At 62.0% G+C, this 26859-nt stretch carries 25 protein-coding genes and 2 tRNA genes; 22 read left to right on the forward strand and 5 right to left on the reverse strand.

The window, feature by feature from the left end:
• Positions 1–38: 38 nt before the first annotated feature.
• Entirely contained in the window at positions 39–1733 is a 1695-nt protein-coding gene (locus ACWKWX_RS19690) for a lactate permease LctP family transporter (RefSeq protein WP_483828651.1), read from the reverse strand.
• A gap of 164 nt (positions 1734–1897) precedes the next feature.
• Here ACWKWX_RS19690 and ACWKWX_RS19695 point away from each other — a divergent pair, with 164 nt between their 5' ends.
• A complete protein-coding gene (locus ACWKWX_RS19695) occupies positions 1898–2665 on the forward strand; it encodes a GntR family transcriptional regulator (RefSeq protein ID WP_416422385.1) in 768 nt (255 codons plus the stop codon).
• A 109-nt stretch (positions 2666–2774) separates the two neighbouring features.
• Here ACWKWX_RS19695 and smpB read toward each other — a convergent pair whose 3' ends face one another.
• Positions 2775–3257 carry an SsrA-binding protein SmpB gene (gene smpB / locus ACWKWX_RS19700; RefSeq protein WP_008373856.1) on the reverse strand — a complete coding sequence of 161 codons (483 nt, stop codon included), beginning with the start codon at positions 3255–3257 and terminating at the stop codon, positions 2775–2777.
• 153 nt (positions 3258–3410) lie between these two features.
• Here smpB and ACWKWX_RS19705 point away from each other — a divergent pair, with 153 nt between their 5' ends.
• On the forward strand, positions 3411–3845 hold the full coding sequence (locus ACWKWX_RS19705; protein ID WP_416422386.1) for a type II toxin-antitoxin system RatA family toxin: 435 nt from the start codon (positions 3411–3413) through the stop codon (positions 3843–3845).
• Positions 3838–4155: an RnfH family protein gene (locus tag ACWKWX_RS19710; protein WP_483828652.1), complete on the forward strand. Its 318-nt coding sequence runs from the start codon at positions 3838–3840 to the stop codon at positions 4153–4155. The genes ACWKWX_RS19705 and ACWKWX_RS19710 overlap by 8 nt, the downstream gene beginning before the upstream one ends.
• Positions 4156–4196: 41 nt before the next feature.
• Here ACWKWX_RS19710 and ACWKWX_RS19715 read toward each other — a convergent pair whose 3' ends face one another.
• Complete coding sequence (locus ACWKWX_RS19715) at positions 4197–4721, reverse strand: outer membrane protein assembly factor BamE (protein ID WP_416422388.1); 525 nt, start codon at positions 4719–4721, stop codon at positions 4197–4199.
• Positions 4722–4819: 98 nt separating this feature from the next.
• Between ACWKWX_RS19715 and fur the strand changes: the two genes are divergently transcribed.
• Positions 4820–5224 (forward strand): ferric iron uptake transcriptional regulator, encoded by a 405-nt coding sequence (gene fur, locus ACWKWX_RS19720; RefSeq protein ID WP_473006810.1) that lies wholly within the window; start codon positions 4820–4822, stop codon positions 5222–5224.
• Positions 5225–5379: 155 nt separating this feature from the next.
• On the opposite strand, the gene recN is transcribed toward fur, so the two are convergent.
• Positions 5380–7056: a DNA repair protein RecN gene (recN, locus tag ACWKWX_RS19725; RefSeq protein ID WP_483828653.1), complete on the reverse strand. Its 1677-nt coding sequence runs from the start codon at positions 7054–7056 to the stop codon at positions 5380–5382.
• 231 nt (positions 7057–7287) lie between these two features.
• Between recN and grpE the strand changes: the two genes are divergently transcribed.
• The 8 genes from grpE (at position 7288) to ACWKWX_RS19765 (ending at position 17826) form a co-directional block, all read left to right on the forward strand.
• Complete coding sequence (gene grpE / locus ACWKWX_RS19730) at positions 7288–7854, forward strand: nucleotide exchange factor GrpE (protein WP_416422391.1); 567 nt, start codon at positions 7288–7290, stop codon at positions 7852–7854.
• A gap of 127 nt (positions 7855–7981) precedes the next feature.
• On the forward strand, positions 7982–9901 hold the full coding sequence (gene dnaK, locus ACWKWX_RS19735) for a molecular chaperone DnaK (protein WP_416422392.1): 1920 nt from the start codon (positions 7982–7984) through the stop codon (positions 9899–9901).
• Between the two features lie 188 nt (positions 9902–10089).
• Complete coding sequence (dnaJ, locus tag ACWKWX_RS19740; RefSeq protein WP_416422393.1) at positions 10090–11220, forward strand: molecular chaperone DnaJ; 1131 nt, start codon at positions 10090–10092, stop codon at positions 11218–11220.
• 10 nt (positions 11221–11230) lie between these two features.
• Positions 11231–12037 (forward strand): 4-hydroxy-tetrahydrodipicolinate reductase, encoded by an 807-nt coding sequence (dapB, locus tag ACWKWX_RS19745; RefSeq protein WP_416422394.1) that lies wholly within the window; start codon positions 11231–11233, stop codon positions 12035–12037.
• A gap of 396 nt (positions 12038–12433) precedes the next feature.
• Positions 12434–13570 carry a glutamine-hydrolyzing carbamoyl-phosphate synthase small subunit gene (gene carA, locus ACWKWX_RS19750; protein WP_476298471.1) on the forward strand — a complete coding sequence of 379 codons (1137 nt, stop codon included), beginning with the start codon at positions 12434–12436 and terminating at the stop codon, positions 13568–13570.
• A gap of 137 nt (positions 13571–13707) precedes the next feature.
• Positions 13708–16929 carry a carbamoyl-phosphate synthase large subunit gene (gene carB, locus ACWKWX_RS19755; protein WP_027981870.1) on the forward strand — a complete coding sequence of 1074 codons (3222 nt, stop codon included), beginning with the start codon at positions 13708–13710 and terminating at the stop codon, positions 16927–16929.
• Positions 16926–17402: a transcription elongation factor GreA gene (gene greA, locus ACWKWX_RS19760; RefSeq protein ID WP_473005335.1), complete on the forward strand. Its 477-nt coding sequence runs from the start codon at positions 16926–16928 to the stop codon at positions 17400–17402. The genes carB and greA overlap by 4 nt, the downstream gene beginning before the upstream one ends.
• A 16-nt stretch (positions 17403–17418) precedes the next feature.
• The gene (locus tag ACWKWX_RS19765) at positions 17419–17826 is read left to right on the forward strand and encodes an MFS transporter (protein ID WP_483828654.1); all 408 of its coding nucleotides are present in this window, start codon (positions 17419–17421) and stop codon (positions 17824–17826) included.
• A gap of 12 nt (positions 17827–17838) precedes the next feature.
• Here the strand turns inward: ACWKWX_RS19765 and ACWKWX_RS19770 are convergent, their stop codons facing one another.
• The gene (locus tag ACWKWX_RS19770) at positions 17839–18147 is read right to left on the reverse strand and encodes a YhbY family RNA-binding protein (protein WP_416422399.1); all 309 of its coding nucleotides are present in this window, start codon (positions 18145–18147) and stop codon (positions 17839–17841) included.
• Between the two features lie 101 nt (positions 18148–18248).
• On the opposite strand from ACWKWX_RS19770, the gene rlmE reads away from it, so the two are divergent.
• The 10 genes from rlmE (at position 18249) to nusA (ending at position 26838) form a co-directional block, all read left to right on the forward strand.
• Complete coding sequence (rlmE, locus tag ACWKWX_RS19775) at positions 18249–18872, forward strand: 23S rRNA (uridine(2552)-2'-O)-methyltransferase RlmE (RefSeq protein ID WP_416422400.1); 624 nt, start codon at positions 18249–18251, stop codon at positions 18870–18872.
• Positions 18873–19091: 219 nt separating this feature from the next.
• Positions 19092–20999 carry an ATP-dependent zinc metalloprotease FtsH gene (ftsH, locus tag ACWKWX_RS19780; RefSeq protein ID WP_416422401.1) on the forward strand — a complete coding sequence of 636 codons (1908 nt, stop codon included), beginning with the start codon at positions 19092–19094 and terminating at the stop codon, positions 20997–20999.
• 8 nt (positions 21000–21007) lie between these two features.
• Complete coding sequence (gene folP / locus ACWKWX_RS19785; protein WP_483828655.1) at positions 21008–21859, forward strand: dihydropteroate synthase; 852 nt, start codon at positions 21008–21010, stop codon at positions 21857–21859.
• Positions 21860–21875: 16 nt separating this feature from the next.
• Entirely contained in the window at positions 21876–23216 is a 1341-nt protein-coding gene (gene glmM, locus ACWKWX_RS19790) for a phosphoglucosamine mutase (protein WP_473005337.1), read from the forward strand.
• A gap of 65 nt (positions 23217–23281) precedes the next feature.
• Complete coding sequence (gene tpiA, locus ACWKWX_RS19795) at positions 23282–24037, forward strand: triose-phosphate isomerase (protein WP_416422404.1); 756 nt, start codon at positions 23282–23284, stop codon at positions 24035–24037.
• 4 nt (positions 24038–24041) lie between these two features.
• On the forward strand, positions 24042–24425 hold the full coding sequence (secG, locus tag ACWKWX_RS19800) for a preprotein translocase subunit SecG (RefSeq protein ID WP_416422405.1): 384 nt from the start codon (positions 24042–24044) through the stop codon (positions 24423–24425).
• A 21-nt stretch (positions 24426–24446) separates the two neighbouring features.
• Positions 24447–24532, forward strand: a tRNA-Leu gene (locus ACWKWX_RS19805).
• Between the two features lie 98 nt (positions 24533–24630).
• Positions 24631–24707: transfer RNA gene (locus ACWKWX_RS19810), tRNA-Met, on the forward strand.
• 131 nt (positions 24708–24838) lie between these two features.
• Complete coding sequence (rimP, locus tag ACWKWX_RS19815; protein ID WP_027981879.1) at positions 24839–25297, forward strand: ribosome maturation factor RimP; 459 nt, start codon at positions 24839–24841, stop codon at positions 25295–25297.
• A 59-nt stretch (positions 25298–25356) separates the two neighbouring features.
• Positions 25357–26838 carry a transcription termination factor NusA gene (gene nusA, locus ACWKWX_RS19820; RefSeq protein WP_027981880.1) on the forward strand — a complete coding sequence of 494 codons (1482 nt, stop codon included), beginning with the start codon at positions 25357–25359 and terminating at the stop codon, positions 26836–26838.
• The last annotated feature ends 21 nt before the right edge of the window (positions 26839–26859 follow it).

A 26859-nucleotide genomic window follows, 5' to 3' on the forward strand; every position in this document is an offset into this window, starting at 1 on the left:
GTACCGGCGCCGCCCAGGGCAGCGCCGGGCGTGTTGCATCAATGCACCAGCATGCCGGTGAACCAGTAGGCCTGGGCCAGGGTGATCAGGCCGACGATGGTGGCGAAGAACAGGCTGTGCTTGAGGGTGAAGCGGAACAGGTCCGACTCCTTGCCCACCAGGCCGGTGGCGGCGCAGGCCACGGCGATGGACTGCGGCGAGATCATCTTGCCGGTCACGCCACCGCTGGTATTGGCGGCCACCAGCAGGGTGTCGCTGACGTTGATCTGGTGCGCGGTGGTGGCCTGCAGCGAGCTGAACAGTGCGTTGGAGGAGGTGTCGGAACCGGTTAGGAACACCCCCAGCCAGCCCAGGAACGGCGAGAAGAACGGGAACGCCGCGCCGGTGGCCGCCAGCACCAGGGCCATGGTCGAAGACATGCCCGAGTAGTTGGTGACGAAGGCGAAGGCCAGCACCATGCCGATGGACAGGATGGGCCAGCGCAGCTCGAACAGGGTTTCAAAGAAAGTGGTAAGACCAATCTTCGCCTTGATCTTCAGCACGGCCATGGAGACCAGCGCGGCGAGGAAGATGGCGGTGCCGGTGGCGGCGATCGGGTCGAGCTTGAACACCGCGGCGATGGGCGTTGGCGTGGCGGCAATCGGCGCCATCTTGATCACCAGTTGGTCCAGGTGCGGGATGGCGAAGTTGAACACCGTCGAGTACATGGCGCCGCCGGCGGCGAACAGGGCCTTGAAGGGTTTCAGGGTCCAGATGGTCACCAGCACGGTGAGGATCAGGAACGGCGACCAGGCCTTGAAGATCTCGCCCAGGCTGTAGGGCGAGACCAGCTGCGTGCGCGGCTTGCCGAAGCCGCCGACGCTGGCCACGGCCGATGCGCCCTCGGCGGTGCCGGCAATGTGGTCGCCGGCGCTGCGGTGCGGCTGCCAGACTTTCAAGAACAGGGTCAGGGCGATAAGGCTGACCAGCGCCGAGGTGATGTCCGGCAGTTCCGGGCCAATGAAGTTGGAGGTGAAGTACTGGGTGATGGCGAAGCTGGCGCCGGCCACCATGGCGGCTGGCCAGGTTTCGCGCACGCCGCGCATGCCGTCCATCATGAACACCAGCCAGAACGGCACGAACACCGACAGCAGCGGCAGCTGGCGGCCGGCCATGGCGCCGATCTTGAAGGCGTCGATGCCCGTGACCTGGCCAGCGACGATGATCGGGATGCCCAGGGCGCCGAACGCCACGGGCGCGGTGTTGGCGATCAGGCACAGGCCGGCGGCGTACAGTGGGTTGAAGCCCAGGCCCACCAGCAGCGCCGCGGTGATGGCCACGGGTGCGCCGAAGCCGGCGGCGCCTTCCAGGAACGCCCCGAAGCAGAAGCCGATCAGCAGCACCTGCAGGCGCTGGTCGTCGGTGATGGACAGCACCGAACTGCGGATGATTTCGAACTGGCCGCTCTTCACGGTGAGCTTGTAGAGGAACACCGCCGCCACGATGATCCAGGCGATGGGCCACAGGCCATAGATAAAGCCATAGCCGGCGGCCGCCAGGGCCATGTCGGCGGGCATGCCGAAGGCGAATATCGCCACCAGCACCGCCAGCACCAGGGTGATGCTGCCGGCCACGTGGCCTTTGAGGCGCAACACGGCCAAGGCGAGGAAGAAGAAGACGATCGGGATGACGGCGGCGAGGGCGGATAAACCGAGGCTGCCGAGCGGGCTGTAGAGTTGTTGCCAGGTTTGCATGTGGGGTGGCCCCTAATTGTTGTTGGTCAGGCACTGCACTGGCATTGGCAAATTGGTAATACCAATTTACAATGCATGTGTGCTAGGTTAGAGGCCCTGCTGTCAGTGTGTCAATTTGTCACCCTGAAACTTTGGTCGCAGTTGGATGAGTGGTGAGGTGTTTCATGGCGTTTGATCAGGTGCGGCAGCGCCGTCTGTCCGACGATATCGTCGAGCGGCTGGAAGGGATGATTCTGGAAGGCACCCTGCGTGCCGGTGAGCGGCTGCCTGCCGAGCGGGCGTTGGCGGAGCAGTTTGGCGTGTCACGGCCGTCGTTGCGCGAGGCCATCCAGAAGCTGGTGGCCAAGGGCATGCTGATGAGCCGGCAGGGGGGCGGTAACTATGTGGTGGAGTCGCTGGGGTCTACCTTCAGCGACCCGCTGATGCAGCTGCTGGAAAGCAACCCCGAGTCCCAGCGCGATTTGCTGGAGTTTCGCCACACCCTGGAGGCGTCCTGCGCGTTTTACGCGGCCAAGCGCGCCACCGAGCTGGACCGGGAGCGGTTGAAGGTAGCGTTCGAGGCGTTGCTGGATTGCTATGCGCGGGAAGACAACGTGACCCGGGCCGAGGAGGGCGCGGCCGACGCCAATTTCCACCTGGCCATTGCCGAGGCCAGCCACAACGCGGTGTTGCTGCACACCATCCGCGGGTTGTTCGACCTGCTCAAGCGCAACGTGGTGATCAACATTGGTGGCATGTACCAGCAGCGCAGCGAGACCCGCGACATGCTGATCAGCCAGCACCGCGAGCTGTACGAGGCCATTATCGAGGGGCGTGCCGAAGACGCCCGGGAGATCTCCAGCCGGCATATCCTGTATGTGCAGGAAGTGCTGGATGAAGTCAGGCAGCAGGTGCAGCGCGTGGCGCGGGCCGAGCGGCGCAAAGGCCTGTAACCCCACCCCGTAGCAGCTGCCGAAGGCTGCGTCACCCCCCCGCGCGATAACCAGATGATCGTGCGGCGGCCGTGACGCGGCCTGTGGCCGCTGCTACGGGTGGTGTTGGTTACTCGTCCTTGCCCTTGGTGCGCACGGCGCGGTGCAATTCGCGGTCGGAATCGCGCTCGCGCTCGGTATGGCGCTTGTCGTATTCCTTCTTGCCCTTGCCCAGCGCGATTTCGCACTTGATCAGGTGCTGCTTCCAGTACATGGACAGCGCCACGCACGCGTAGCCTTTCTGTTGCACCAGGGTGAACAGTTTTTCCAGCTCGCGCTTGTTCAGCAGCAGTTTACGGGTACGTACCGGGTCAGCGATGACGTGCGTACTGGCCGCGGTCAAGGGCGTGATATGGCTGCCCAGCAGCCAGGCTTCGCCATCCTTGAGCAGGACGTAGCTGTCGATCAACTGCGCCTTGCCGGCACGCAGACTTTTTACTTCCCAACCGGACAGGACCAGACCGGCCTCGAACTTGTGCTCGATGAAGTAATCGTGTCGCGCCTTCTTGTTCTGCGCGATAGTCCCTTCGGGGTGTTTCTTTTGTTTGGCCATAGGGGGCGCATTATAGGCAGTCGCGACGTTGTCGGCTACGGTGAAGCTACGTGCTTGAGCCCGTGCGGTGAATCCCGGACAATGCGCGATCTTTTTTGATCACCTGGGCCTGGTTGCTGTCGACTGATAGGCACCGGAGGAAATGACGCACTCATGACTACTCATATCCAACGTTCGGCCTTGCTGCCTTACCCTGCGCAGGCCTTGTATGACCTGGTCAACGATGTGGCTAACTACCCGCAGTTCCTGCCCTGGTGCTCGTCCAGCACGGTTTTGGAAAACACTGACACCTTGATGCGCGCCAGCCTCGAAGTGGCCAAGGGGGGGCTCTCGCAGAAATTTGTCACACGAAATGTACTGGTGCCTGGCAGGTCCATCGAGATGAACCTCGAGGAAGGCCCGTTCACCCAGCTGCATGGCCTGTGGGTGTTCAAGCCGCTGGGCGAGAAGGCCTGCAAGATCAGCCTCGACATGTCCTTCGACTACGCCGGCTCCATCGTGCGCGCCACCCTGGGCCCACTGTTCAACCAGGCCGCCAACACCATGGTCGATGCGTTCTGCCAGCGCGCCAAGCAGCTCTATGGCTGAGGCAAGCCTGGAGGTGGAAGTGGTATTTGCCGCCGTGGACCGGCAGGTGCTGCTGAGCGTGCAGGTGCCGGTGGGTTGCTCGCTGCGTGAAGCGGTGGAGCGCTCGGGCATTGCCGCGCACTTCCCCGGGCTGGATGTACTGGCCTGCCCCATGGGTGTATTCGGCAAGGTGGTGGCGGACCCGTCCCGCCCGGTGGAGGCGGGGGAGCGCATCGAGCTGTACCGCCCGCTGATCGCCGACCCCAAGGAGGTGCGACGTATGCGCGCAGCCAAGGCCGCGGAAGCTGCGAGGTTACGCGCAAGCGAATAAAAAAGCCCCGGCACTGGCCGGGGCTTTTTTGTACCAACCGCTTACTGCGGGTTGGCTTCGATCGGTGCTGGCGTAGGCACTGGCACCACTTTCACGTCGTCGACGCTGCGCTGGATCTGGTCCAGGGTGGAGCCCGGCTTGGCCGGTGCTTCCTTGGCCGGCTGCGGCGCGTTTTCGGCCGGTTCAGCAGGCGCTGCGGCTGGAGTGCCGAGGATGGTCTGGTCCTTGCTGACGCCAGGCATGAAGTCGCCCGACAGGCTGGCCAGTTGATCGTTCTCGTTGAAGAAAACGCTCATCCGTTCCTGCTGGCGTTCGCCGCCACCTGGTTGGATACTGTAGAGGTAATCCCAGCGATTGGCGTGAAACGTATCGACAAGCAGAGGGTTGCCCATGATAAACCGTACTTGCCGGCGGGTCATTCCCGGGCGTAACTGGTCTATCATGTCCTGCGTGACGACATTGCCCTGCTGGATGTCGATTTTGTAAACCCCGGGGAATGAACAACCGGCGAGTGCGAGCAGTCCCACGAAGGTGAGGCTGAATAGCAAGTGCTTGGTGTTTTGCATCGGTGGGCGACTTCCACTATCTTGGCTGGGACAACGTAAACCCCGATCATACCCGCATTAAGAGAAGCTGCGAAGCAGCATCGGCGAGAAAGCTGACCATGGTTGAAAATAGCGAGTTACGAAAAGCCGGCCTCAAGGTGACCCTGCCTCGAGTCAAGATCCTGCAAATGCTTGACGCTGCAGAGCAACGCCACATGAGTGCCGAGGATGTCTACAAGGCACTGATGGAAGCAGGCGAAGATGTGGGCCTGGCCACGGTTTACCGTGTACTGACCCAATTCGAAGCTGCTTCCCTGGTGGTGCGCCATAACTTCGATGGCGGCCATGCCGTGTTCGAGCTGGCTGACAATGGCCACCACGACCACATGGTTGACGCGGATACCGGTGAGGTCATCGAGTTTGTCGACGAGGAAATCGAGAAACTGCAACACGCCATCGCCGCGCGTCATGGTTATGAGTTGGTTGACCATAACCTGGTACTGCACGTACGCAAGAAGAAGTAATCGACCTGCGTGACGAACGAAGGCGGCCTTAGGGCCGCCTTTGTGCTTTCTGGGCAGAGATCGTTGTGGGAGCTGGCTTGCCAGCGAGTTTTTGGGGCCTCAACAGCTCGCTGGCAAGCCAGCTCCCACAGAGGTTTTCAGAGAGATTATCGTCATCAGCCGCAGCGGGCGGTGACTACCATCTTTTTCGCGTGGGCCAGGGATTCCTTGGTCAGGTCGATGCCGCCCAGCATCCGCGCCACCTCTTCCACACGTTCTCCTTTATTAAGGTTGGCCACCGCCGTGCGCGTTTCGTCGCTGCCGCGCTGCTTGTGCACGAACAGGTGGTGATGGCCTTGCGCCGCAACCTGCGGCAGGTGGGTGACGGTCAGCACCTGGCCGCGCTCGCCCAGGCGGCGCAGCAGTTGGCCGACGATCTCGGCGGTAGGGCCGCCGATGCCCACGTCCACTTCGTCGAACACCAGGGTCGGCACCCGCGAGGTTTGTGCGGTGATTACCTGGATGGCCAGGCTGATGCGCGACAGCTCGCCGCCCGAGGCCACCTTGGCCAAAGACTTGAGCGGCTGGCCGGGGTTGGCGCTGACCAGCAGTTCCACCTGCTCCAGGCCATGGGGCAGCAGTTCGTCGCCGGCATGGGGGCGCAGTTCGATGGTGAATCGCCCGCCCGGCATGCCCAGGCGCTGGATTTCCACTTCCACTGCGGCCGCCAGCTGGGTGGCGGCCTGCGCGCGCAGGCCGCTGAGTTCGCGGGCGTGCTCCTGGTAATGACGGGCGTAGGCTTTCACCTCGTCGGCCAGGCGCTCGATGGCCTCGTCGTTGGCGTTCAGCGTCTCGATTTCGTCCAGCAGCTTCTGTTGCAGCGCCGCCACTTCGGTGGGGTGGATGCGGTGCTTGCGCGCCAGGGTATAGATGGTGTCCAGGCGCTCTTCCAGTTGCTGCAGGCGCGCCGGGTCGGCGTCGAAGTGGTCGAGGAAGCGGTTCAGCTCCCCCACGGCTTCTTCTACCTGGATCTGCGCGCTGGACAGCATGCTGGCCGCCTCGCCCAGGGCGCGCGGGGCGTTATGCACCGCGGTCAGGCGGTTGAGGCTGGCGGTGAGGGCGCTGAGCACGTTGCCCGAGTCGTTCTCGCTGCAATGGTCGATCACCTGGCGGCAGATGCCGAACAGCGCCTCGGCGTTGGTCAGGTTCTTGTGTTCCTGCTCCAGCAGCTCCAGTTCGTTGTCGCCCAGGTTGAGGTTCTCCAGCTCTTCCAGCTGGTAGCTGAGCAGCTGGTGGCGGGCACGCTGTTCGTCGCCGGAGTTCGACAGGCGGTCGAGCTCCTGGCGGGTCTGGCGCCATTTCTGTGCGGCCAGCTGCACCTGGCGGGCCAGGTCGGTGGCGCCGGCGTACTCGTCCAGCAGGCGCCGGTGGGTGTCGGTTTTCAGCAGGGACTGGTGCTCGTGCTGGCTGTGGATATCGATCAGCAGCTCGCCCAGCGCCTTCAGGTCGCCGAGCGGGCAGGGCGTGCCGTTGATATAGCCGCGCGAACGGCCTTCGGCGGTGATGACCCGGCGCAGGATGCACGGGCTGTTGTTGTCCAGGTCGCGCTCGGCCAGCCAGGTGCGCGCCTCGGGAATGTCGCCCAGGTCGAAGGTGGCGAGGATGTCGGCCTTGTCGGCACCCGGTCGAACTACGCCGCTGTCGGCGCGGTCACCTAGGGTGAGCCCCAGCGCGTCGAGCATGATGGACTTGCCCGCGCCGGTCTCGCCGGTGATCACGCTCATGCCGCGTGCGAGCTCAAGGTCCAGGTGTTCGACGATGGCGTAGTTGTGTACGGATAGGTGCACCAGCATGGGGCGGCTCCCTGGGTAAAAAGGTCTGGTTATTTATACAGTGTTTTTATTTGCCCTGACAATGCCTGCGCTTAGCACCATTGGCTTGCCTGGCGGTTTTTTTAATCGCCAGCGGTGATTTGCCAATGTGCACGCGGCAACACAAAGGCCCTTGAAGCTGAGAATTGCGACCCCATATAGCGGGCAGAAGCGCGAGTCGAGCTCGCAGACGAAATTGAAAGGAGAACCCTTATGGCTGACGAACAGACTCTGGACGAACAGAACCTCGAAGCAAACCAGGCTGGCGAAGCTGGCGCAGAAGACCTCGCCGCGCGGGTGAAAACCCTCGAGGAGCAGCTGGCTGCCGCCCAGGACCAGTCGCTGCGCGTGGCTGCCGACCTGCAGAACGTGCGTCGCCGTGCCGACCAGGACGTGGAAAAGGCGCACAAGTTCGCCCTGGAAAAATTTGCCTCCGACCTGCTGCCGATCATGGACAGCCTGGAACGTGGCGTTGAACTGAGCAGCGCCGATGACGAAGCCCTGCGCCCGATGCGCGAAGGCATGCAGCTGACGCTGAAGATGTTCGAGGACACCCTCAAGCGCTACAACCTGGAAGCCATCGACCCGCACGGCCAGCCGTTCAACGCCGAGCACCACCAGGCCATGGCCATGCAGGAAAGCGCTGACGTCGAGCCCAACAGCGTGCTGAAAGTGTTCCAGAAGGGCTACCAGCTCAACGGTCGCCTGCTGCGCCCGGCCATGGTCGTGGTCAGCAAGGCCCCGGCGCCGGTGTCGCCGTCGATCGACGAGCAGGCGTGAAACTTCTGTTAATGGGTGGCCTTGAAATTCCTCCAAGGGCCCCCATTTTGATGTCAAGCGTTTAAGTGCTACCGCAGACAGCCACTACTGCTGCGGCATCCAAATCCAAAGTTTCGGGAGAGTTAACATGGGCAAGATTATCGGCATCGACCTGGGGACCACCAACTCCTGCGTCTCCATTCTGGAAAACGGCAAGGCCAAGGTTATCGAGAACGCTGAAGGCGCTCGTACCACCCCATCGATCATCGCCTACGCCAACGACGGCGAAATCCTGGTTGGCCAGTCGGCCAAGCGCCAGGCCGTCACCAACCCGCACAACACCCTGTACGCGGTAAAGCGTCTGATCGGCCGTCGTTTCGACGAAGAAGTCGTGCAGAAAGACATCCAGATGGTCCCTTACAAGATCGTCAAGGCTGACAACAGCGACGCCTGGGTGGAAGTGAACGGCCAGAAAATGGCTCCGCCACAGATTTCCGCCGAAATCCTGAAGAAAATGAAGAAAACCGCCGAAGATTACCTCGGCGAGGCAGTGACTGAAGCGGTCATCACCGTGCCTGCCTACTTCAACGACAGCCAGCGCCAGGCCACCAAGGATGCCGGTCGCATCGCAGGTCTTGACGTAAAACGCATCATCAACGAACCAACCGCAGCCGCACTGGCCTACGGCATGGACAAGGCCAAGGGCGACCACACCGTGATCGTCTACGACCTGGGTGGCGGTACCTTCGACGTGTCGGTCATCGAGATCGCTGAAGTCGACGGCGAGCACCAGTTCGAAGTACTGGCTACCAACGGCGACACTTTCCTGGGTGGCGAAGACTTCGACATCCGCCTGATCGACTACCTCGTCGACGAGTTCAAGAAAGAAACCGGCATGAACCTGAAGGGTGACCCCCTGGCCATGCAGCGTCTGAAAGAAGCCGCTGAAAAAGCCAAGATCGAGCTGTCCTCCAGCCAGTCGACCGACGTCAACCTGCCGTACATCACTGCAGACGCCACCGGTCCTAAGCACCTGAACGTGAAAATCTCGCGTGCCAAGCTGGAATCGCTGGTTGAAGACCTGGTTCAGCGCACCATCGAGCCTTGCCGCATTGCCCTGAAAGACGCCGGTATCGACGTTGGCTCGATCAACGACGTGATCCTGGTCGGCGGCCAGACCCGTATGCCGCTGGTACAGAAAGCCGTTACCGACTTCTTCGGTAAAGAAGCTCGCAAGGACGTAAACCCTGACGAAGCCGTTGCCATGGGTGCTGCCATCCAGGGCGCCGTACTGGCCGGTGACGTGAAAGACGTACTGCTGCTGGACGTCAGCCCGCTGACCCTGGGTATCGAAACCATGGGTGGCGTGATGACCGCGCTGATCGAGAAAAACACCACGATTCCTACCAAGAAATCGCAAGTGTTCTCGACTGCCGACGACAACCAGAGCGCCGTGACCATCCACGTGCTGCAGGGCGAGCGCAAGCAAGCCGCGCAGAACAAGTCGCTGGGCAAGTTCGACCTGTCCGAGATCCCGCCAGCCCCACGCGGTGTGCCACAGATCGAGGTGACCTTCGACATCGACGCCAACGGTATCCTGCACGTAGGCGCTAAAGACAAGGCTACCGGCAAGACCCAGTCGATCGTGATCAAGGCCAACTCGGGCCTGTCTGACGAAGAAATTCAACAGATGATCCGCGACGCCGAAGCGAACTCGGAAGAAGACCGCAAGTTCGAAGAACTGGCCGCTGCCCGCAACCAGGGTGACGCGCTGGTGCACTCGACTCGCAAGATGGTCACCGACGCGGGCGACAAGGTCACCGCCGAAGAGAAAACCGCTATCGAAGCGGCCGTGGTTGCCCTGGAAGCCGCTGTCAAAGGCGACGACAAGGCTGCCATCGACGCCAAGGTCGAAGAGCTGTCGAAAGTCAGCGCGCCGGTTGCCCAGAAGATGTACGCCGAGCAGGCCGAACAGCCTGCAGGCGCGGCAGCCCAGCCTGCTGAAGAAGCCGGCAAGCACGACGACGTCGTCGACGCCGAGTTCGAAGAAGTCAAAGACCACAAGTAATTACTGCTTGTTGTCGGCCAGTTGACTGCCCTTTGGCAGTCGCTGGTAGGATGTCGCCGCGCGGGGGCTTGCTCCCGCGTTGGCGTGTCTGGAATAGACGAATTTTTACAGCATGCGACTGACTCGGATGCTGTCGGCACGGTCGGAGGCCCTCGTGCGCTCCGACGTCCTGAAGAGACAATAGAACTATGTCAAAGCGTGACTATTACGAGGTTCTAGGGGTCGAGCGCGGCTCCAGCGAAGCCGATCTGAAAAAGGCCTATCGCCGCCTGGCGATGAAGCACCACCCGGACCGTAACCCGGGCGACAAAGCGTCGGAAGACATGTTCAAGGAGGCCAACGAGGCCTACGAAGTGCTGTCCGACTCCAGCAAGCGCGCAGCCTACGACCAGTACGGCCACGCCGGTGTCGACCCAAGCATGGGTGGCGGTGGCGGCTTTGGCGGCGGCGGTGCCAACTTCTCCGACATCTTCGGCGACGTATTCAGCGACTTCTTCGGTGGCGGCGGCCGTGGCGGCTCTCGCGGCGGCGCCCAGCGCGGCAGCGACCTGCGCTACACCCTGGAACTGAACCTGGAAGAAGCGGTGCGCGGCACCACGGTCAGCATTCGCGTGCCGACCCTGGTCAACTGCAAGCCGTGCGACGGCTCGGGCGCCAAGAAAGGCTCCGCGCCGGTCACCTGCCCAACCTGTGGCGGTATCGGCCAGGTGCGCATGCAGCAGGGCTTCTTCTCGGTGCAGCAGACCTGCCCGCGCTGCCATGGCCAGGGCAAGATCATTTCCGACCCGTGCGAATCCTGCCGTGGCGAAGGCCGCGTGGAAGAGTACAAGACCCTGTCGGTGAAAGTGCCGGCTGGCGTCGACACCGGTGACCGCATCCGCCTGTCGGGCGAAGGCGAGGCCGGCACCCAGGGCGGCCCGACCGGCGACCTGTACGTGGTGATCAACGTGCGCGAGCACGACATTTTCCAGCGCGACGGCAAGCACCTGTACTGCGAAGTACCGATCAGCTACACCGAGGCTGCCCTGGGTGGTGAGCTGGAAGTGCCGACCCTGGACGGCCGCGTGAAGCTGAAGATCCCCGAAGGCACCCAGACCGGCAAGCAGTTCCGCCTGCGTGGCAAGGGCGTGGCCCCTGTGCGTGGCGGCGGTGCTGGCGACCTGATGTGCCGCGTGGCGGTGGAAACCCCGGTCAACCTCAGCCGCCGTCAGCGCGAGCTGCTGGAAGAGTTCCGCTCCACCCTGGAAGGCGACAGCTCGCATTCGCCCAAGGCCAGCGGCTGGTTTGAAGGCGTGAAGCGCTTCTTCGGCGATCTGTAAGGAATCTGGCATGAGACGTATTGCGGTGATGGGCGCTGCCGGGCGCATGGGCAAGAACCTGGTCGAGGCCGTGCAGCAGCGCGCGCCGCTGACCGGCCTGACCGCGGCGATCGTTCGCCCGGGCAGCACGATGATTGGCGCCGACGCCGGCGAGCTGGCCTCGCTGGGTCGTATCGGCGTGCAGTTGACCGGCAACCTGGAGCAGGTAGCGGATGAATTCGATGTGCTCATCGACTTCACCCTGCCGGACGTGATGCTGAAGAACCTGGCCTTCTGCCGCAAGGCAGGCAAGGCCATGGTCATCGGCACCACCGGCCTGAATGCCGAGCAGAAGCAGTTGCTGGTGGAGGCGGGCAAGGACATCCCGATCGTCTTCGCTTCCAACTTCAGCGTCGGCGTGAACCTGTCGTTCAAGCTGCTGGACCTGGCGGCGCGGGTGATGGGCGAAGAGGCCGACATCGAGATCATCGAGGCTCACCACCGCAACAAGGTCGACGCGCCTTCGGGCACGGCCGTGAGCATGGGTGAAGTGGTGGCCAAGGCCCTGGGGCGCGACCTGTCCAAGGTGGCGGTCTATGGCCGTGAAGGCCACACCGGCGTGCGTGAGCGCGACACCATCGGTTTCGCCACCGTGCGTGGCGGCGACGTGGTGGGCGACCACACCGTGCTGTTCGCCGCCGAAGGCGAGCGCCTGGAGATCACCCACAAGGCCTCCAGCCGCATGACCTTCGCCAAGGGCGCCGTGCGCGCTGCCCTGTGGCTGGATGGCAAGGCTGCCGGGCTGTACGACATGCAGGACGTGCTCGACCTGCATTGATCGATTGTGGGAGCTGGCTTGCCAGCGAGTTTTTGGGGGTATCAACAGCTCGCTGGCAAGCCAGCTCCCACAAGGGCTGCGTCCCGTCGCCGCACCGTGGTGCGGTCGACGGGGTTGCCGGGGGCGAAAAAGCTCGCTGGCAGGCCTGCTCCCACGTACAATTGCGGCTCCAGACCCCGTTTTACCCCCGCCACGCGATTCCTTGTCGCATTCCTCTGCCTTTCAGGCTCATTGGCGGTAGATAAAAAAATCATTTTTCTGTAAGCTACAGCTTTAGTGTGTCCACTAAAAGCGCGCAGATAATTCGATGAAGAAGCGGGGTGACGTGTCTATACGTCATTCCGCTTTTTTACAACCTGCGATCGCCCTTTCAGGTTTTATTTACGGGAGGTCTTCTTGACTAAGCCAGCCATACTTGCCCTTGCTGATGGCAGCATTTTTCGCGGTGAAGCCATTGGCGCCGACGGCCAGACTGTCGGTGAGGTGGTGTTCAACACCGCAATGACCGGCTATCAGGAAATCCTTACCGATCCTTCCTATGCCCAGCAAATCGTTACCCTGACTTACCCGCACATCGGCAACACCGGCACCACCGCCGAAGACGCCGAGTCGAACCGCGTCTGGTCCGCCGGCCTGGTCATCCGTGACCTGCCACTGGTTGCCAGCAACTGGCGCAACACCCAGCCCCTGGACGAATACCTGAAGGCCAACAACGTTGTTGCCATCGCCGGTATCGACACCCGTCGCCTGACCCGCATCCTGCGTGAGAAAGGCGCCCAGAACGGCTGCATCATGGCCGGTGACAACATTTCCGAAGAAGCCGCCATCGCCGCCGCTCGCGCCTTCCCAGGCCTGAAGGGCATGGACCTGGCCAAGGAAGTGACCACCAAGCAAGCCTACCAGTGGCGCTCCAGCGTCTGGAACCTGGCCACCGACAGCCACCCGGAAATCGCCGACAGCGAACTGCCGTACCACGTGGTTGCCTACGACTACGGCGTCAAGCTGAACATCCTGCGCATGCTGGTAGAGCGCGGTTGCCGCCTGACCGTGGTGCCGGCGCAAACCCCTGCCGCCGACGTGCTGGCCCTCAACCCTGACGGCGTGTTCCTGTCCAACGGCCCGGGCGACCCCGCGCCATGCGACTACGCTATCCAGGCCATCAAGGACGTGCTGGAAACCGAGATCCCGGTCTTCGGCATCTGCCTGGGCCACCAGCTGCTGGCCCTGGCCTCCGGCGCCCAGACCGTGAAGATGGGCCACGGCCACCACGGTGCCAACCACCCGGTCCAGGACCTGGACACCGGCGTTGTGATGATCACCAGCCAGAACCACGGTTTTGCCGTTGACGAGGCGACCCTGCCAAGCAACGTGCGGGCGATCCACAAGTCGCTGTTCGACGGTACCCTGCAGGGCATCGAGCGCACCGACAAGAGCGCGTTCAGCTTCCAGGGCCACCCTGAAGCCAGCCCAGGCCCGAACGACGTGGCCCCGCTGTTCGACCGCTTCATCGACGCCATGGCCAAGCGCCGCTGAGTGAAGCTGTTGGAAGCGTAACGCGCGCCGTGCAGGCCCCGCTTCAAGCGGAGACAGCCTGCCCGGCGCCGCCAAAGAATGTTCAAGGCGGCTCGCCTGAGGGCCTGCCGACTGACCTGCGGATTTGAGTGACAACCATGCCAAAACGTACAGACTTAAAAAGCATCCTGATTCTCGGCGCCGGCCCCATCGTGATCGGCCAGGCCTGTGAATTCGACTACTCCGGCGCCCAGGCCTGCAAGGCCCTGCGCGAAGAGGGCTACCGCGTCATCCTGGTGAACTCCAACCCGGCCACCATCATGACCGACCCGGACATGGCCGACGCCACCTACATCGAGCCGATCAAGTGGCAGACCGTTGCCAAGATCATCGAGAAAGAGCGTCCGGACGCCGTGCTGCCGACCATGGGTGGCCAGACCGCCCTGAACTGCGCCCTGGACCTGGAACGCGAAGGCGTGCTGGAAAAGTTCGGCGTGGAAATGATCGGTGCCAACGCCGACACCATCGACAAGGCTGAAGACCGTTCGCGTTTCGACAAGGCCATGAAGTCCATCGGCCTGGCGTGCCCGCGTTCCGGCATCGCCCACTCCATGGAAGAAGCCAACGCGGTCCTCGAGACCCTGGGCTTCCCGTGCATCATCCGTCCATCGTTCACCATGGGCGGCACCGGTGGCGGCATCGCCTACAACCGTGAAGAATTCGAAGAAATCTGCGCCCGTGGCCTGGACCTGTCGCCGACCAAGGAACTGCTGATCGACGAATCGCTGATCGGTTGGAAAGAGTACGAGATGGAAGTGGTCCGCGACAAAAAGGACAACTGCATCATCGTCTGCTCCATCGAGAACTTCGACCCGATGGGCGTGCACACCGGTGACTCGATCACCGTTGCCCCTGCACAGACCCTGACCGACAAGGAATACCAGATCCTGCGTAACGCCTCCCTGGCGGTGCTGCGCGAGATCGGCGTGGAAACCGGCGGTTCGAACGTGCAGTTCGGTATCTGCCCGAACACTGGCCGCATGGTCGTGATCGAGATGAACCCGCGCGTATCGCGTTCCTCGGCACTGGCTTCGAAAGCCACCGGCTTCCCGATCGCCAAGGTCGCGGCCAAGCTGGCTGTTGGCTACACCCTGGACGAACTGCAGAACGACATCACCGGCGGCAAGACCCCGGCGTCCTTCGAGCCGTCCATCGACTACGTCGTCACCAAGCTGCCACGCTTCGCCTTCGAGAAGTTCCCGAAAGCCGACGCCCGCCTGACCACCCAGATGAAATCCGTGGGTGAAGTCATGGCCATCGGCCGTACCTTCCAGGAATCCCTGCAGAAAGCCCTGCGCGGCCTGGAAGTGGGTGTTTGCGGCCTGGACCCGAAAGTCGAGCCAAGCAACCCCGAGTTCCACAGCATCCTGAAGCGCGAACTGACCGTGCCGGGCGCCGAGCGCATCTGGTACGTGGCCGACGCCTTCCGTTCGGGCATGACCTGCGACGAAATCTTCGCCCTGACCGCTATCGACCACTGGTTCCTGGTGCAGATCGAAGACCTGATCAAGGACGAAGAGCGCGTCAAGACCCTGGGCCTGGCCGACATCGACAAGGCCCTGATGCTGAAACTCAAGCGCAAGGGCTTCTCGGACCAGCGCCTGGCCAAGCTGCTGGGTGTTACCGACAAGAACCTGCGTCGTCACCGCCACAAGCTGGAGATCTTCCCGGTCTACAAGCGCGTTGACACCTGCGCCGCCGAGTTCGCCACCGACACCGCCTACCTGTACTCCACGTACGAGGAAGAGTGCGAGGCCAACCCGTCGACCCGCGACAAGATCATGATCCTGGGCGGTGGCCCGAACCGTATCGGCCAAGGCATCGAGTTCGACTACTGCTGCGTACACGCGGCCCTGGCGCTGCGTGCCGATGGTTACGAAACCATCATGGTCAACTGCAACCCGGAAACCGTGTCCACCGACTACGACACCTCCGACCGCCTGTACTTCGAGCCGCTGACCCTGGAAGACGTGCTGGAAGTGGTACGCGTCGAGAAGCCGAAAGGCGTGATCGTCCAGTACGGCGGCCAGACCCCGCTGAAACTGGCCCGTGCCCTGGAAGAAGCCGGCGTGCCGATCATCGGTACCAGCCCTGACGCCATCGACCGCGCCGAAGACCGCGAGCGCTTCCAGCAGATGGTCCAGCGCCTGAACCTGCTGCAGCCGCCAAACGCCACCGTGCGCAGCGAAGAAGAAGCCATCCGCGCTGCCGGCGCCATCGGCTACCCGCTGGTGGTGCGCCCGTCCTACGTACTGGGCGGCCGTGCGATGGAAATCGTCTACGAACTGGACGAGCTGAAACGCTACCTGCGTGAAGCGGTGCAAGTGTCCAACGACAGCCCGGTGCTGCTGGACCACTTCCTCAACTGCGCCATCGAAATGGACGTGGACGCGGTCTGCGACGGCACCGACGTGGTGATCGGCGCGATCATGCAGCACATCGAGCAGGCCGGCGTTCACTCCGGTGACTCCGCGTGCTCGCTGCCACCGTACTCGCTGCCTGCCCACGTGCAGGACGAAGTGCGCGAGCAGGTCAAGAAGATGGCCCTGGAACTGGGCGTGGTCGGCTTGATGAACGTGCAGCTGGCCCTGCAGGGCGACAAGATCTACGTGATCGAAGTCAACCCGCGCGCCTCGCGTACCGTACCGTTCGTGTCCAAGTGCATCGGCACTTCGCTGGCCATGATCGCTGCCCGCGTGATGGCTGGCAAAACCCTGAAAGAGCTGGGCTTCACCAAGGAAATCATTCCTAACTTCTACAGCGTGAAAGAGGCGGTCTTCCCGTTCGCCAAATTCCCTGGCGTAGACCCGATCCTGGGCCCAGAGATGAAGTCCACCGGTGAAGTCATGGGTGTCGGCGACACCTTCGGCGAAGCCTTCGCCAAGGCCCAGATGGGCGCCAGCGAAGTGCTGCCTACCGGCGGCACCGCGTTCATCAGCGTGCGTGACGACGACAAGCCACTGGTGGCCGGCGTTGCCCGCGACCTGATCGCCCTGGGCTTCGAAGTGGTTGCCACCGCTGGCACCGCGCGCGTCATCGAAGAAGCCGGCCTGAAAGTACGCCGTGTGAACAAAGTGACCGAAGGTCGCCCGCACGTGGTCGACATGATCAAGAACGACGAAGTCACCCTGATCATCAACACCACCGAAGGCCGTCAGTCGATCGCTGACTCCTACTCCATCCGTCGCAACGCGCTGCAGCACAAGATCTACTGCACCACGACCATTGCTGCTGGCGAAGCGATCTGCGAAGCGTTGAAGTTCGGTCCGGAAAAGACCGTGCGTCGCTTGCAGGATCTTCACGCAGGATTGAATGCATGAATAAATACCCCATGACCGTCCAGGGCGCTCGCGCCCTGGAGGAAGAGCATGCCCACCTGACCAAGGTCGTGCGCCCCAAGCTCAGCCAGGACATCGGCACTGCCCGTGAACTGGGTGACCTCAAGGAAAACGCCGAGTACCACGCTGCCCGCGAACAGCAGGGCATGGTCGAGGCGCGCATCCGTGACATCGAAGGCCGCCTGCAGAACGCCGTGGTCATCGACGTCACCACCATCGAGCCTACCGGCAAGGTGATCTTCGGCACTACCGTCGAGATCGCCAACGTCGAGACCGACGATCGGGTCAAGTACCAGATCGTCGGTGAAGACGAAGCCGACATCAAGCTGGGCAAGATTTCGGTCGGTTCGCCGATCGCGCGCGCCCTGATTGCCAAGCAGGAAGGCGACGTGGTGGTGGTCAAGACGCCTGGCGGCGTTATCGAGTACGAGATTGTCGAAGTCAGCCACATTTGAAAAACGTCGCCCGTTCATGGCGGGCGCGATCGTCTGGCAGCTTGCCCAGGTACTCTGGGTGGGCGGCCTGTGGTTCCTGCAACTGGGCGTGATGCCGGCGCTGACCCACATCGGGTTGGCGCCGGTGCTCATTCAGGACGTGGGGGCGCAAATGACCGCGCTGCTGGTGGGTTTCTGTGCGTTCTGTGTGGTATTGCAGGCGCTGGTGCTGATCAGTGGCCTGGGCTTTGCGGCCCTGTGGCGTGACTCGCGTGGACAGTTGCTGTCCATGGCCCTGATGGCCGCCGCGTTGTACGGCGTGGTGACAGTCGGGGCGCTCGACCCGCTGCGGTGGCAGATATTCTGTTACCTGGCGCTGGGCCTCTGCGGCCTGGCGCTGGTGTTGCAACCGGTGCCGGCCAGGGCGCGCCAGGCGCGCCACTGACCGTCGCGAACATCACTTGTAGCGATGGATGTTCGACAGCTGCTTGTTCGGCTGTGGGTTGCGGCGATAGATCAGCGCTTTCTTGCCGATGGTCTGCACCAGCTCGGCGCGGCCAGCCTTGCACAGCTCGGCAATGGTCGCGGCACGGGCTTCACGATCTTCGGAGCGAATCTCGACCTTGATCAATTCGTGGTCGACGAGTGCGCGTTCGAGTTCTTCCAGAACTCCTTCAGTCAGGCCATTGCCTGCCACAATCAGAACTGGTTTCAGATCGTGGCCAATGGATTTGTACTGTTTCTTCTGCTCGTTAGTGAGCGGCATAATCTGACCCTTAGTTTGGATTTTGCAAAAATGGCGGCCATTTTACCCGAGGGCCCGTGGATCCGCCCAATTAATCACGACCCTTATCATCGAGGTGCCCAATGGCGCGTTCCAAGACAAGCCTTGGTTGGCTGAAAGAACATTTCAACGATCCTTACGTCAAAAAGGCGCAAAAGGACGGTTATCGCTCGCGAGCGAGCTACAAACTGCTTGAAATCCAGGAAAAGTACCGCCTGATCCGCCCCGGCATGAGCGTGATCGACCTGGGCGCAGCGCCCGGTGGCTGGTCGCAGGTGACCAGTCGTCTGATTGGTGGCCAGGGCCGCCTCATCGCCTCCGACATCCTGGAAATGGACAGCATCCCGGACGTGACCTTCATCCAGGGTGACTTCACCGAGGACGAAGTGCTGGCGCAGATTCTCGAGGCCGTGGGTAATTCGCACGTGGACCTTGTGATTTCGGATATGGCCCCCAATATGAGTGGTACGCCCGAAGTGGACATGCCCAAGGCGATGTTCCTGTGCGAGCTGGCGCTTGACCTGGCGACCCGCGTGCTCAAGCCTGGCGGCGATTTCGTGATCAAGATTTTCCAGGGCGAAGGGTTCGATCAATACCTCAAGGACGCCCGCAAGAAGTTCGACAAGGTGATCATGCTCAAGCCGGACTCCTCGCGTGACCGTTCCCGCGAACAGTACATGCTGGGGCGTGGTTACAAGGGCGAGTAAGGCCTGCGCCGGGCAGGTGTCGAGGTAGCCCATAGTTTTTTCCAATCGGATGGACTGCGTGGCCGGGATCGACATCGTGTAGTCTAGTTTTCACAAAGGGTTACAGACGGCACCTGCAGACAAACAGGTTATGTAGTAAGTTAAGCCGGTGATTATCATGCGAAGCACGCCTGCGCGGGTTGCGGGTAGCAGGCTTCAGAGGGTAGCGAATTGAACGATATGGCAAAGAATCTGATCCTGTGGTTGATCATTGCGGCCGTGCTGGTGACGGTGATGAACAACTTCTCCAGCCCCAATGAGCCTCAGACCCTCAACTATTCCGACTTCATCCAGCAGGTCAAGGATGGCAAGGTCGAGAAAATTACCGTTGACGGCGTGGTCATCACCGGCAAGCGCAATGATGGCGACAGCTTCAAGACCATTCGTCCGAACATTGCCGACAACGGCCTGATCGGCGACCTGGTCGACAACCACGTGGCCATCGAAGGCAAGCAGCCCGAGCAGCAGAGCATCTGGACTCAACTGCTGGTGGCGAGCTTCCCGATCCTGGTGATCATCGCGGTGTTCATGTTCTTCATGCGCCAGATGCAGGGCGGTGCGGGCGGCAAGGGCGGGCCGATGAGCTTCGGCAAGAGCAAGGCGCGCCTGCTGTCCGAAGACCAGGTCAAGACCACATTGGCCGACGTCGCCGGTTGCGACGAAGCCAAGGAAGAAGTGGGCGAGCTGGTCGAGTTCCTGCGCGACCCGGGCAAGTTCCAGCGCCTGGGCGGTCGTATCCCGCGCGGCGTGCTGATGGTCGGCCCTCCAGGTACCGGTAAGACCCTGCTGGCCAAGGCCATCGCGGGCGAAGCCAAGGTGCCGTTCTTCACCATTTCCGGTTCCGACTTCGTGGAAATGTTCGTGGGTGTCGGTGCCAGCCGTGTGCGCGACATGTTCGAGCAGGCCAAGAAGCACGCACCCTGCATCATCTTCATCGACGAGATCGACGCCGTGGGTCGCCATCGTGGCGCCGGCATGGGTGGCGGTCACGACGAGCGTGAACAGACCCTCAACCAGCTGCTGGTGGAGATGGACGGCTTCGAGATGAATGACGGCATCATCGTCATTGCCGCGACCAACCGTCCGGACGTGCTCGACCCCGCGCTGCTGCGTCCAGGTCGTTTCGACCGCCAGGTGGTGGTTGGCCTGCCGGACATCCGCGGCCGCGAGCAGATCCTCAAGGTACACATGCGCAAGGCGCCACTGGGTGACGACGTCAACCCGGCGGTCATTGCCCGTGGCACCCCTGGCTTCTCCGGTGCGGACCTCGCCAACCTGGTCAACGAGGCCTCGCTGTTCGCTGCCCGCAATGGCAAGCGCATCGTCGAGATGAAGGAATTCGAGCTGGCGAAAGACAAGATCATGATGGGCGCCGAGCGCAAGACCATGGTCATGTCCGAGAAAGAGAAACAGAACACTGCGTACCATGAAGCCGGTCACGCCATCGTCGGCCGTATCGTGCCCGAGCACGACCCGGTCTACAAAGTGTCGATCATTCCCCGTGGCCGCGCGCTTGGCGTGACCATGTTCCTTCCCGAGGAAGACCGCTACAGCCTGTCCAAGCGTGCGCTGATCAGCCAGATCTGCTCGCTGTACGGCGGCCGTATCGCCGAGGAAATGACCCTGGGCTTCGACGGTGTCACCACCGGCGCGTCCAACGACATCATGCGTGCCAGCCAGATTGCCCGGAACATGGTCACCAAGTGGGGCCTGTCCGAGAAGCTGGGCCCACTGCTGTACGCCGAAGACGAAGACCAGGGCTTCCTGGGTCGTGGCGGCGGCGGTGCCAACTCCAGCGTCTCGGGTGAAACCGCGAAGATGATCGACCTGGAAGTGCGCAGCATCATCGACCAGTGCTACGGCACGGCGAAGCAGATCCTCACCGATAACCGCGACAAGCTGGACGCCATGGCGGACGCCTTGATGAAGTACGAGACCATCGATGCCGATCAGATCGACGACATCATGGCTGGCCGCACGCCGCGCGAACCGCGTGACTGGTCGGGCGGCTCAGGCTCTACCGGCACCCCAGTGCCGCGGGACGACCGTCCCGAGAGCCCGATCGGCGGTCCTGCAGCTCAACACTAAGGCCTGACATGACTTCACAGCAGTACCCAACCCGGTTGCCTTGCGGCAACCGGGTTCTTGATTTAAGCCGTACCCATGTCATGGGTATCCTCAATGTCACCCCCGATTCCTTCTCCGATGGCGGCCGGTTCAACCAGCTCGACGTGGCCCTGCGCCATGCCGAAGCCATGGTGCAGGCCGGGGCCACGCTGATCGACGTCGGTGGCGAGTCCACCCGGCCCGGTGCGCGCGTGGTCACCCCGCTCGAAGAGCTGGAGCGCGTGGCGCCGGTGGTGGAAGCCATCGCCCGGGAAATCGACGTGATCATCTCGGTGGACACCTCCACGCCTGCCGTCATGCGCGAGACGGCGCGGGTAGGCGCCGGGCTGATCAACGACGTGCGCTCGCTGCAGCGTGACGGCGCCCTGGATGCCGCGGCCGCCACCGGCCTGCCGGTGTGCCTGATGCACATGCTGGGCGAGCCCGGCAACATGCAGGACGACCCTCACTACCAGAACCTGGTGGGCGAGGTGACCCAGTTCCTCGACGAGCGCATGCGGGCTTGTGCGGCGGCGGGTATCCCGGCCGAGCGCATCATCCTTGACCCGGGCTTCGGCTTTGCCAAGACCCACGAGCACAATCTCAGCCTGTTCAAGCACATGCAGGCCCTGGATGCCCTTGGGCGGCCCCTGTTGGTGGGTGTGTCGCGCAAGAGCATCGTGGGCCTGGCGTTGGGCCGGCCGGTGTCTGAACGCCTCTACGGCAGCCTGGCGCTGGCAGCGCTGGCCATGTTCAAGGGCGCAAGGATCCTTCGCGTGCACGACGTGGCGGAAACCGCCGACGTCGTACGCATGATCACAGCGGTAGAAACCGCTGAATAAGAATGACGGAGCACACATGAGCAGAAAATATTTTGGCACCGACGGCATCCGCGGTCGTGTCGGGGAATACCCCATTACGCCTGACTTCATGCTCAAGCTGGGCTGGGCCGCCGGCATGGCCTTCCGCAAGATGGGCGCCTGCCGCGTACTGGTCGGCAAGGACACGCGCATCTCCGGCTACATGTTCGAATCGGCCCTGGAAGCCGGCCTGTCGGCCGCTGGCGCCGACGTGATGCTGCTGGGCCCGATGCCGACACCGGCCATCGCCTACCTGACCCGCACCTTCCACGCCGAAGCCGGCATCGTCATCAGTGCCTCGCACAACCCCCATGACGACAACGGCATCAAGTTCTTCTCGGGCCAGGGCACCAAGTTGCCCGACGAGATCGAGTTGATGATCGAGGAACTGTTGGACGCGCCGATGACCGTCGCCGAGTCGAGCAAGCTGGGCAAGGTGTCGCGCATCAACGACGCCGCCGGCCGCTACATCGAGTTCTGCAAGAGCAGCGTGCCCACCAGCACCGACTTCGCCGGCCTTAAGCTGGTGATCGACTGTGCCCACGGTGCCACCTACAAGGTTGCCCCCAACGTGTTCCGCGAGCTGGGCGCCCAGGTCACCGTGCTGTCGGCAGCGCCCGATGGCCTGAACATCAACGACAACTGCGGCTCCACCCACATGGAGGCCCTGCAGGCCGCCGTGCTGGTCGGCCACGCCGACCTGGGCATCGCCTTCGACGGCGACGGCGACCGCGTGCTGATGGTCGACCACACGGGCGCCATCGTCGACGGCGACGAGCTGCTGTTCATCATCGCCCGCGACCTGCACGAGCGTGGCAAGCTGCACGGCGGCGTGGTCGGCACGCTGATGAGCAACCTGGGCCTGGAGCTGGCCCTGGAAGAGCTGTCGATTCCGTTCACCCGCGCCAACGTCGGCGACCGCTACGTGATGGCCGAGCTCAAGGAGCGTGAATGGCAACTGGGTGGCGAGAACTCCGGCCACATCGTCTGCTGCCAGCACACCACCACGGGTGACGCGATCATCGCCGCGCTGCAGGTGCTGTTGTCGCTCAAGCGTCGTGACGAAACCCTGGCCCACGCCCGCCATGGCCTGCGCAAGTGCCCGCAGGTGCTGCTCAACGTGCGTTTCGCCGGTGGCGACGTGAACCCCATCGAGCACCCTTCGGTACAGCAGGCGTGCGAGCGCGTGACCCAGGCCATGGCCGGTCGCGGGCGCGTGTTGCTGCGCAAATCCGGCACCGAGCCGCTGGTGCGGGTGATGGTCGAGGGCGACGACGAAAAGACCGTGCACGGCTATGCCGAAGAGCTCGCGAAGGTCGTTAGTGAAGTTTGCGCTTGATACGGCTTGCCAGTAGTCGCTTCGTTGGGTAACATCTGCGCCCACTTTGACCGACGAGGTACAGCATGCGTCGCCCTATGGTAGCTGGTAACTGGAAAATGCACGGTACCCGCGCCAGCGTCGCTGAGCTGCTCAAGGGCCTTGTAGATGAGGCCCTGCCTGGCGGTGTTGATGTGGTGGTATTTCCACCCGCCCTGCACGTCGAACGAGTGATCGACGGCCTGCAAGGTGCATCGATTGAAGTAGGTGCGCAGAACTGCGCAACGCAAACCGGGCAAGGCGCCCTGACCGGCGAGGTTTCGTCGACTCAGTTGGCTGATGCCGGTTGCAAGCTTGTGTTGATCGGTCACTCCGAACGCCGCCAGATCATCGGCGAGCAGGACGAAGTGCTGGTTCGCAAGTTCGAGGCGGCTCAGGCAGGTGGCCTGGTTCCGGTGCTCTGCATCGGCGAGACCCTGGCAGAGCGCGAAGCCGGCAAGACCCTGGAAGTGGTAGGGCGCCAGCTGAGCAGTGTCATTGATGCCCTGGGCATCGGTGCCTTCGCCAACGCAGTGATCGCTTATGAGCCTGTATGGGCCATCGGCACTGGTCTGACGGCAACGCCAGAGCAGGCGCAGGATGTGCACGCAGCCATTCGTGCTCAACTGGCAACAGAGAATTCTGAAGTCGCGCAAGGTGTGCGGCTTCTATACGGCGGCAGCGTGAAGGCGGCCAATGCGGCTGAGCTGTTCGGCATGCCGGATATCGATGGGGGGCTCATTGGTGGAGCCTCCTTGAATGCAGATGAGTTCGGTGCGATCTGTCGCGCCGCGGGAAACTGAGAAGATGCTGGAAACAGTCGTAGTCGTGTTTCATCTGCTGGCTGCCCTGGGTGTAGTTGCCCTGGTTTTGCTGCAGCAGGGTAAAGGTGCGGACGCTGGCGCGTCTTTCGGAGCAGGTGCATCAAATACTGTGTTCGGAAGCCAAGGTTCCTCTACCTTTCTTAGTAAGTTTACTGCTATACTTGCCGCAGGTTTCTTCATAACCAGCTTGGGGTTAGGATACTTTGCTAAAGAGAAGGCTCACCAGCTGACTCAAGTAGGGTTACCCACTCCGGCCGCAGTTGAAGCGCCAAAGCAAAAGCCGGCCTCAGATGATGTACCGGTGCTTCAAGAGCAAAAGACTGATGTGAATTCCACTGACGTACCTCCCGCTCAAGAGCAGAAGTAAAAGGGTTTCAAACGTAGTATTGCCGAGGTGGTGGAATTGGTAGACACGCAACCTTGAGGTGGTTGTGCCCATAGGGTGTAGGGGTTCGAGTCCCCTTCTCGGTACCATTTATTCAGGAGAGCCCGCAACAGCGGGCTTTCTTGTCGGTGGAAGTGTGCGATTGACCCAAAAGGGTATCAGACGTATACTTTTGCCCCAGCTTTGTCGCGGGATGGAGCAGTCTGGTAGCTCGTCGGGCTCATAACCCGAAGGTCGTTGGTTCAAATCCAGCTCCCGCAACCAGTTTTACTGGAGCCCCTTTTACAGGGGCTTTTTGTTAGCTGAAAAGATCATAGCGCCGGTATTCAACGGCGTTTCAGGGATGGGCGCTTCGCCCATTTTTTATTTGCATAAGCATGCACGAGGGGGTTCAGGTGTCGAGCAAGCTAGAACAGTTGCAGGCCTTGCTGGCCCCGGTGGTCGTGGCCCTAGGCTATGAATGCTGGGGTATCGAGTTCTCGGCTCAAGGCCGTCACTCAATGTTGCGCATTTATATCGACAAAGAAGGCGGTGTGCTGGTGGATGACTGCGCCATTGTCAGTCGTCAGGTCAGCGGGGTGCTTGATGTTGAAGACCCTATCGCTGTCGAGTACACCCTTGAAGTCTCTTCTCCTGGCATGGAACGCCCGCTGTTCACCCTTGAACAGTTCGCCAAGTATGCCGGGGACCAAGTGAAGATCAAGCTGCGCTCTCCCTTTGAAGGGCGTCGCAACTTTCAGGGCCTTCTCCGCGGGGTGGAGGAGCAGGACGTCGTGGTGCAGGTTGATGACCATGAGTTCCTGCTGCCGATCGATATGATCGACAAGGCCAACATTATTCCCAGTTTTGACTGAGACGTGCCAGATACTGCGGATCCCGCGGATCCAATGGCTTGCGAAAGGCGAGGCGTACGATGAGCAAAGAAGTACTGCTGGTTGTTGAGTCGGTATCCAACGAAAAGGGTGTACCGGCCGGCGTAATATTCGAAGCGCTGGAGATTGCTCTGGCAACCGCTACCAAGAAGCGCTTCGAAGATGAAGTGGACCTGCGTGTGGAAATCAACCGCCACACCGGTGCCTATGAAACTTTCCGTCGCTGGGCAGTGGTCGAGGATGAAGACCTGGACGACCCGGCGATCGAGCTGGCCGTTGACCAGGCCCAGGCCAAGAAGCCGGGCGCCGTCGCCGGTGACGTGATCGAAGAGAAGATCGAATCGATCGAATTCGGTCGCATTGCAGCACAGACTGCCAAGCAGGTGATCGTCCAGAAAGTTCGTGAAGCAGAGCGCGCCCAAGTGGTTGACGCCTATCGCGAGCGCCTGGGCGAGATCATCTCCGGTACTGTTAAGAAGGTTACCCGTGACAACGTCATCGTGGACCTTGGCAACAACGCCGAAGCCCTGCTGGCCCGCGAGGACATCATTTCTCGCGAAACTTTCCGGGTAGGTGTGCGCCTGCGCGCCCTGCTCAAGGAAATCCGCACCGAGAACCGCGGTCCGCAGCTGATCCTGTCGCGTACAGCGCCGGAAATGCTGATCGAACTGTTCCGCATCGAAGTGCCGGAAATTGCCGAAGGCCTGATCGAAGTGATGGCTGCGTCCCGTGACCCGGGTTCGCGCGCCAAGATTGCGGTCCGCTCCAAGGACAAACGCATCGACCCACAAGGTGCCTGCATCGGTATGCGCGGTTCGCGCGTCCAGGCGGTATCGGGTGAATTGGGCGGTGAGCGTGTGGATATCGTCCTGTGGGATGACAACCCTGCGCAGTTCGTGATCAACGCGATGTCCCCAGCTGAAGTGGCGGCGATCATTGTCGACGAGGATGCCCATGCAATGGACATCGCTGTCGGCGCTGACAATCTGGCTCAGGCCATTGGTCGTGGTGGTCAGAACGTACGTTTGGCCAGCCAGCTGACTGGCTGGACCCTGAACGTGATGACCGAATCGGACATCCAGGCTAAGCAGCAAGCAGAAACCGGCGACATCCTGCGCAACTTCATCGACGAGCTGGAAGTCGACGAAGAGCTGGCACAGGTGCTGGTTGATGAAGGCTTCACCAGCCTGGAAGAGATTGCCTACGTACCGTTGGAAGAAATGCTCAACATCGACGGCTTTGACGAGGACATCGTCAACGAGCTTCGCGCTCGTGCCAAGGATCGCCTGTTGACCAAAGCCATCGCTACAGAGGAAAAGCTGGCAGACGCCCATCCGGCCGAAGACCTGCTCTCGCTTGAGGGTATGGACAAGGATTTGGCGATGGAACTGGCGGTGCGCGGCGTAATTACCCGCGAAGACCTGGCCGAGCAGTCTATTGATGATCTGCTCGACATCGACGGCATTGACGATGATCGTGCCGGCAAGTTGATCATGGCCGCCCGAGCCCACTGGTTCGAGTAAGTAGGCGCGGCCTGAGGAGAG

This window comes from Pseudomonas imperatae, from assembly GCF_057128625.1.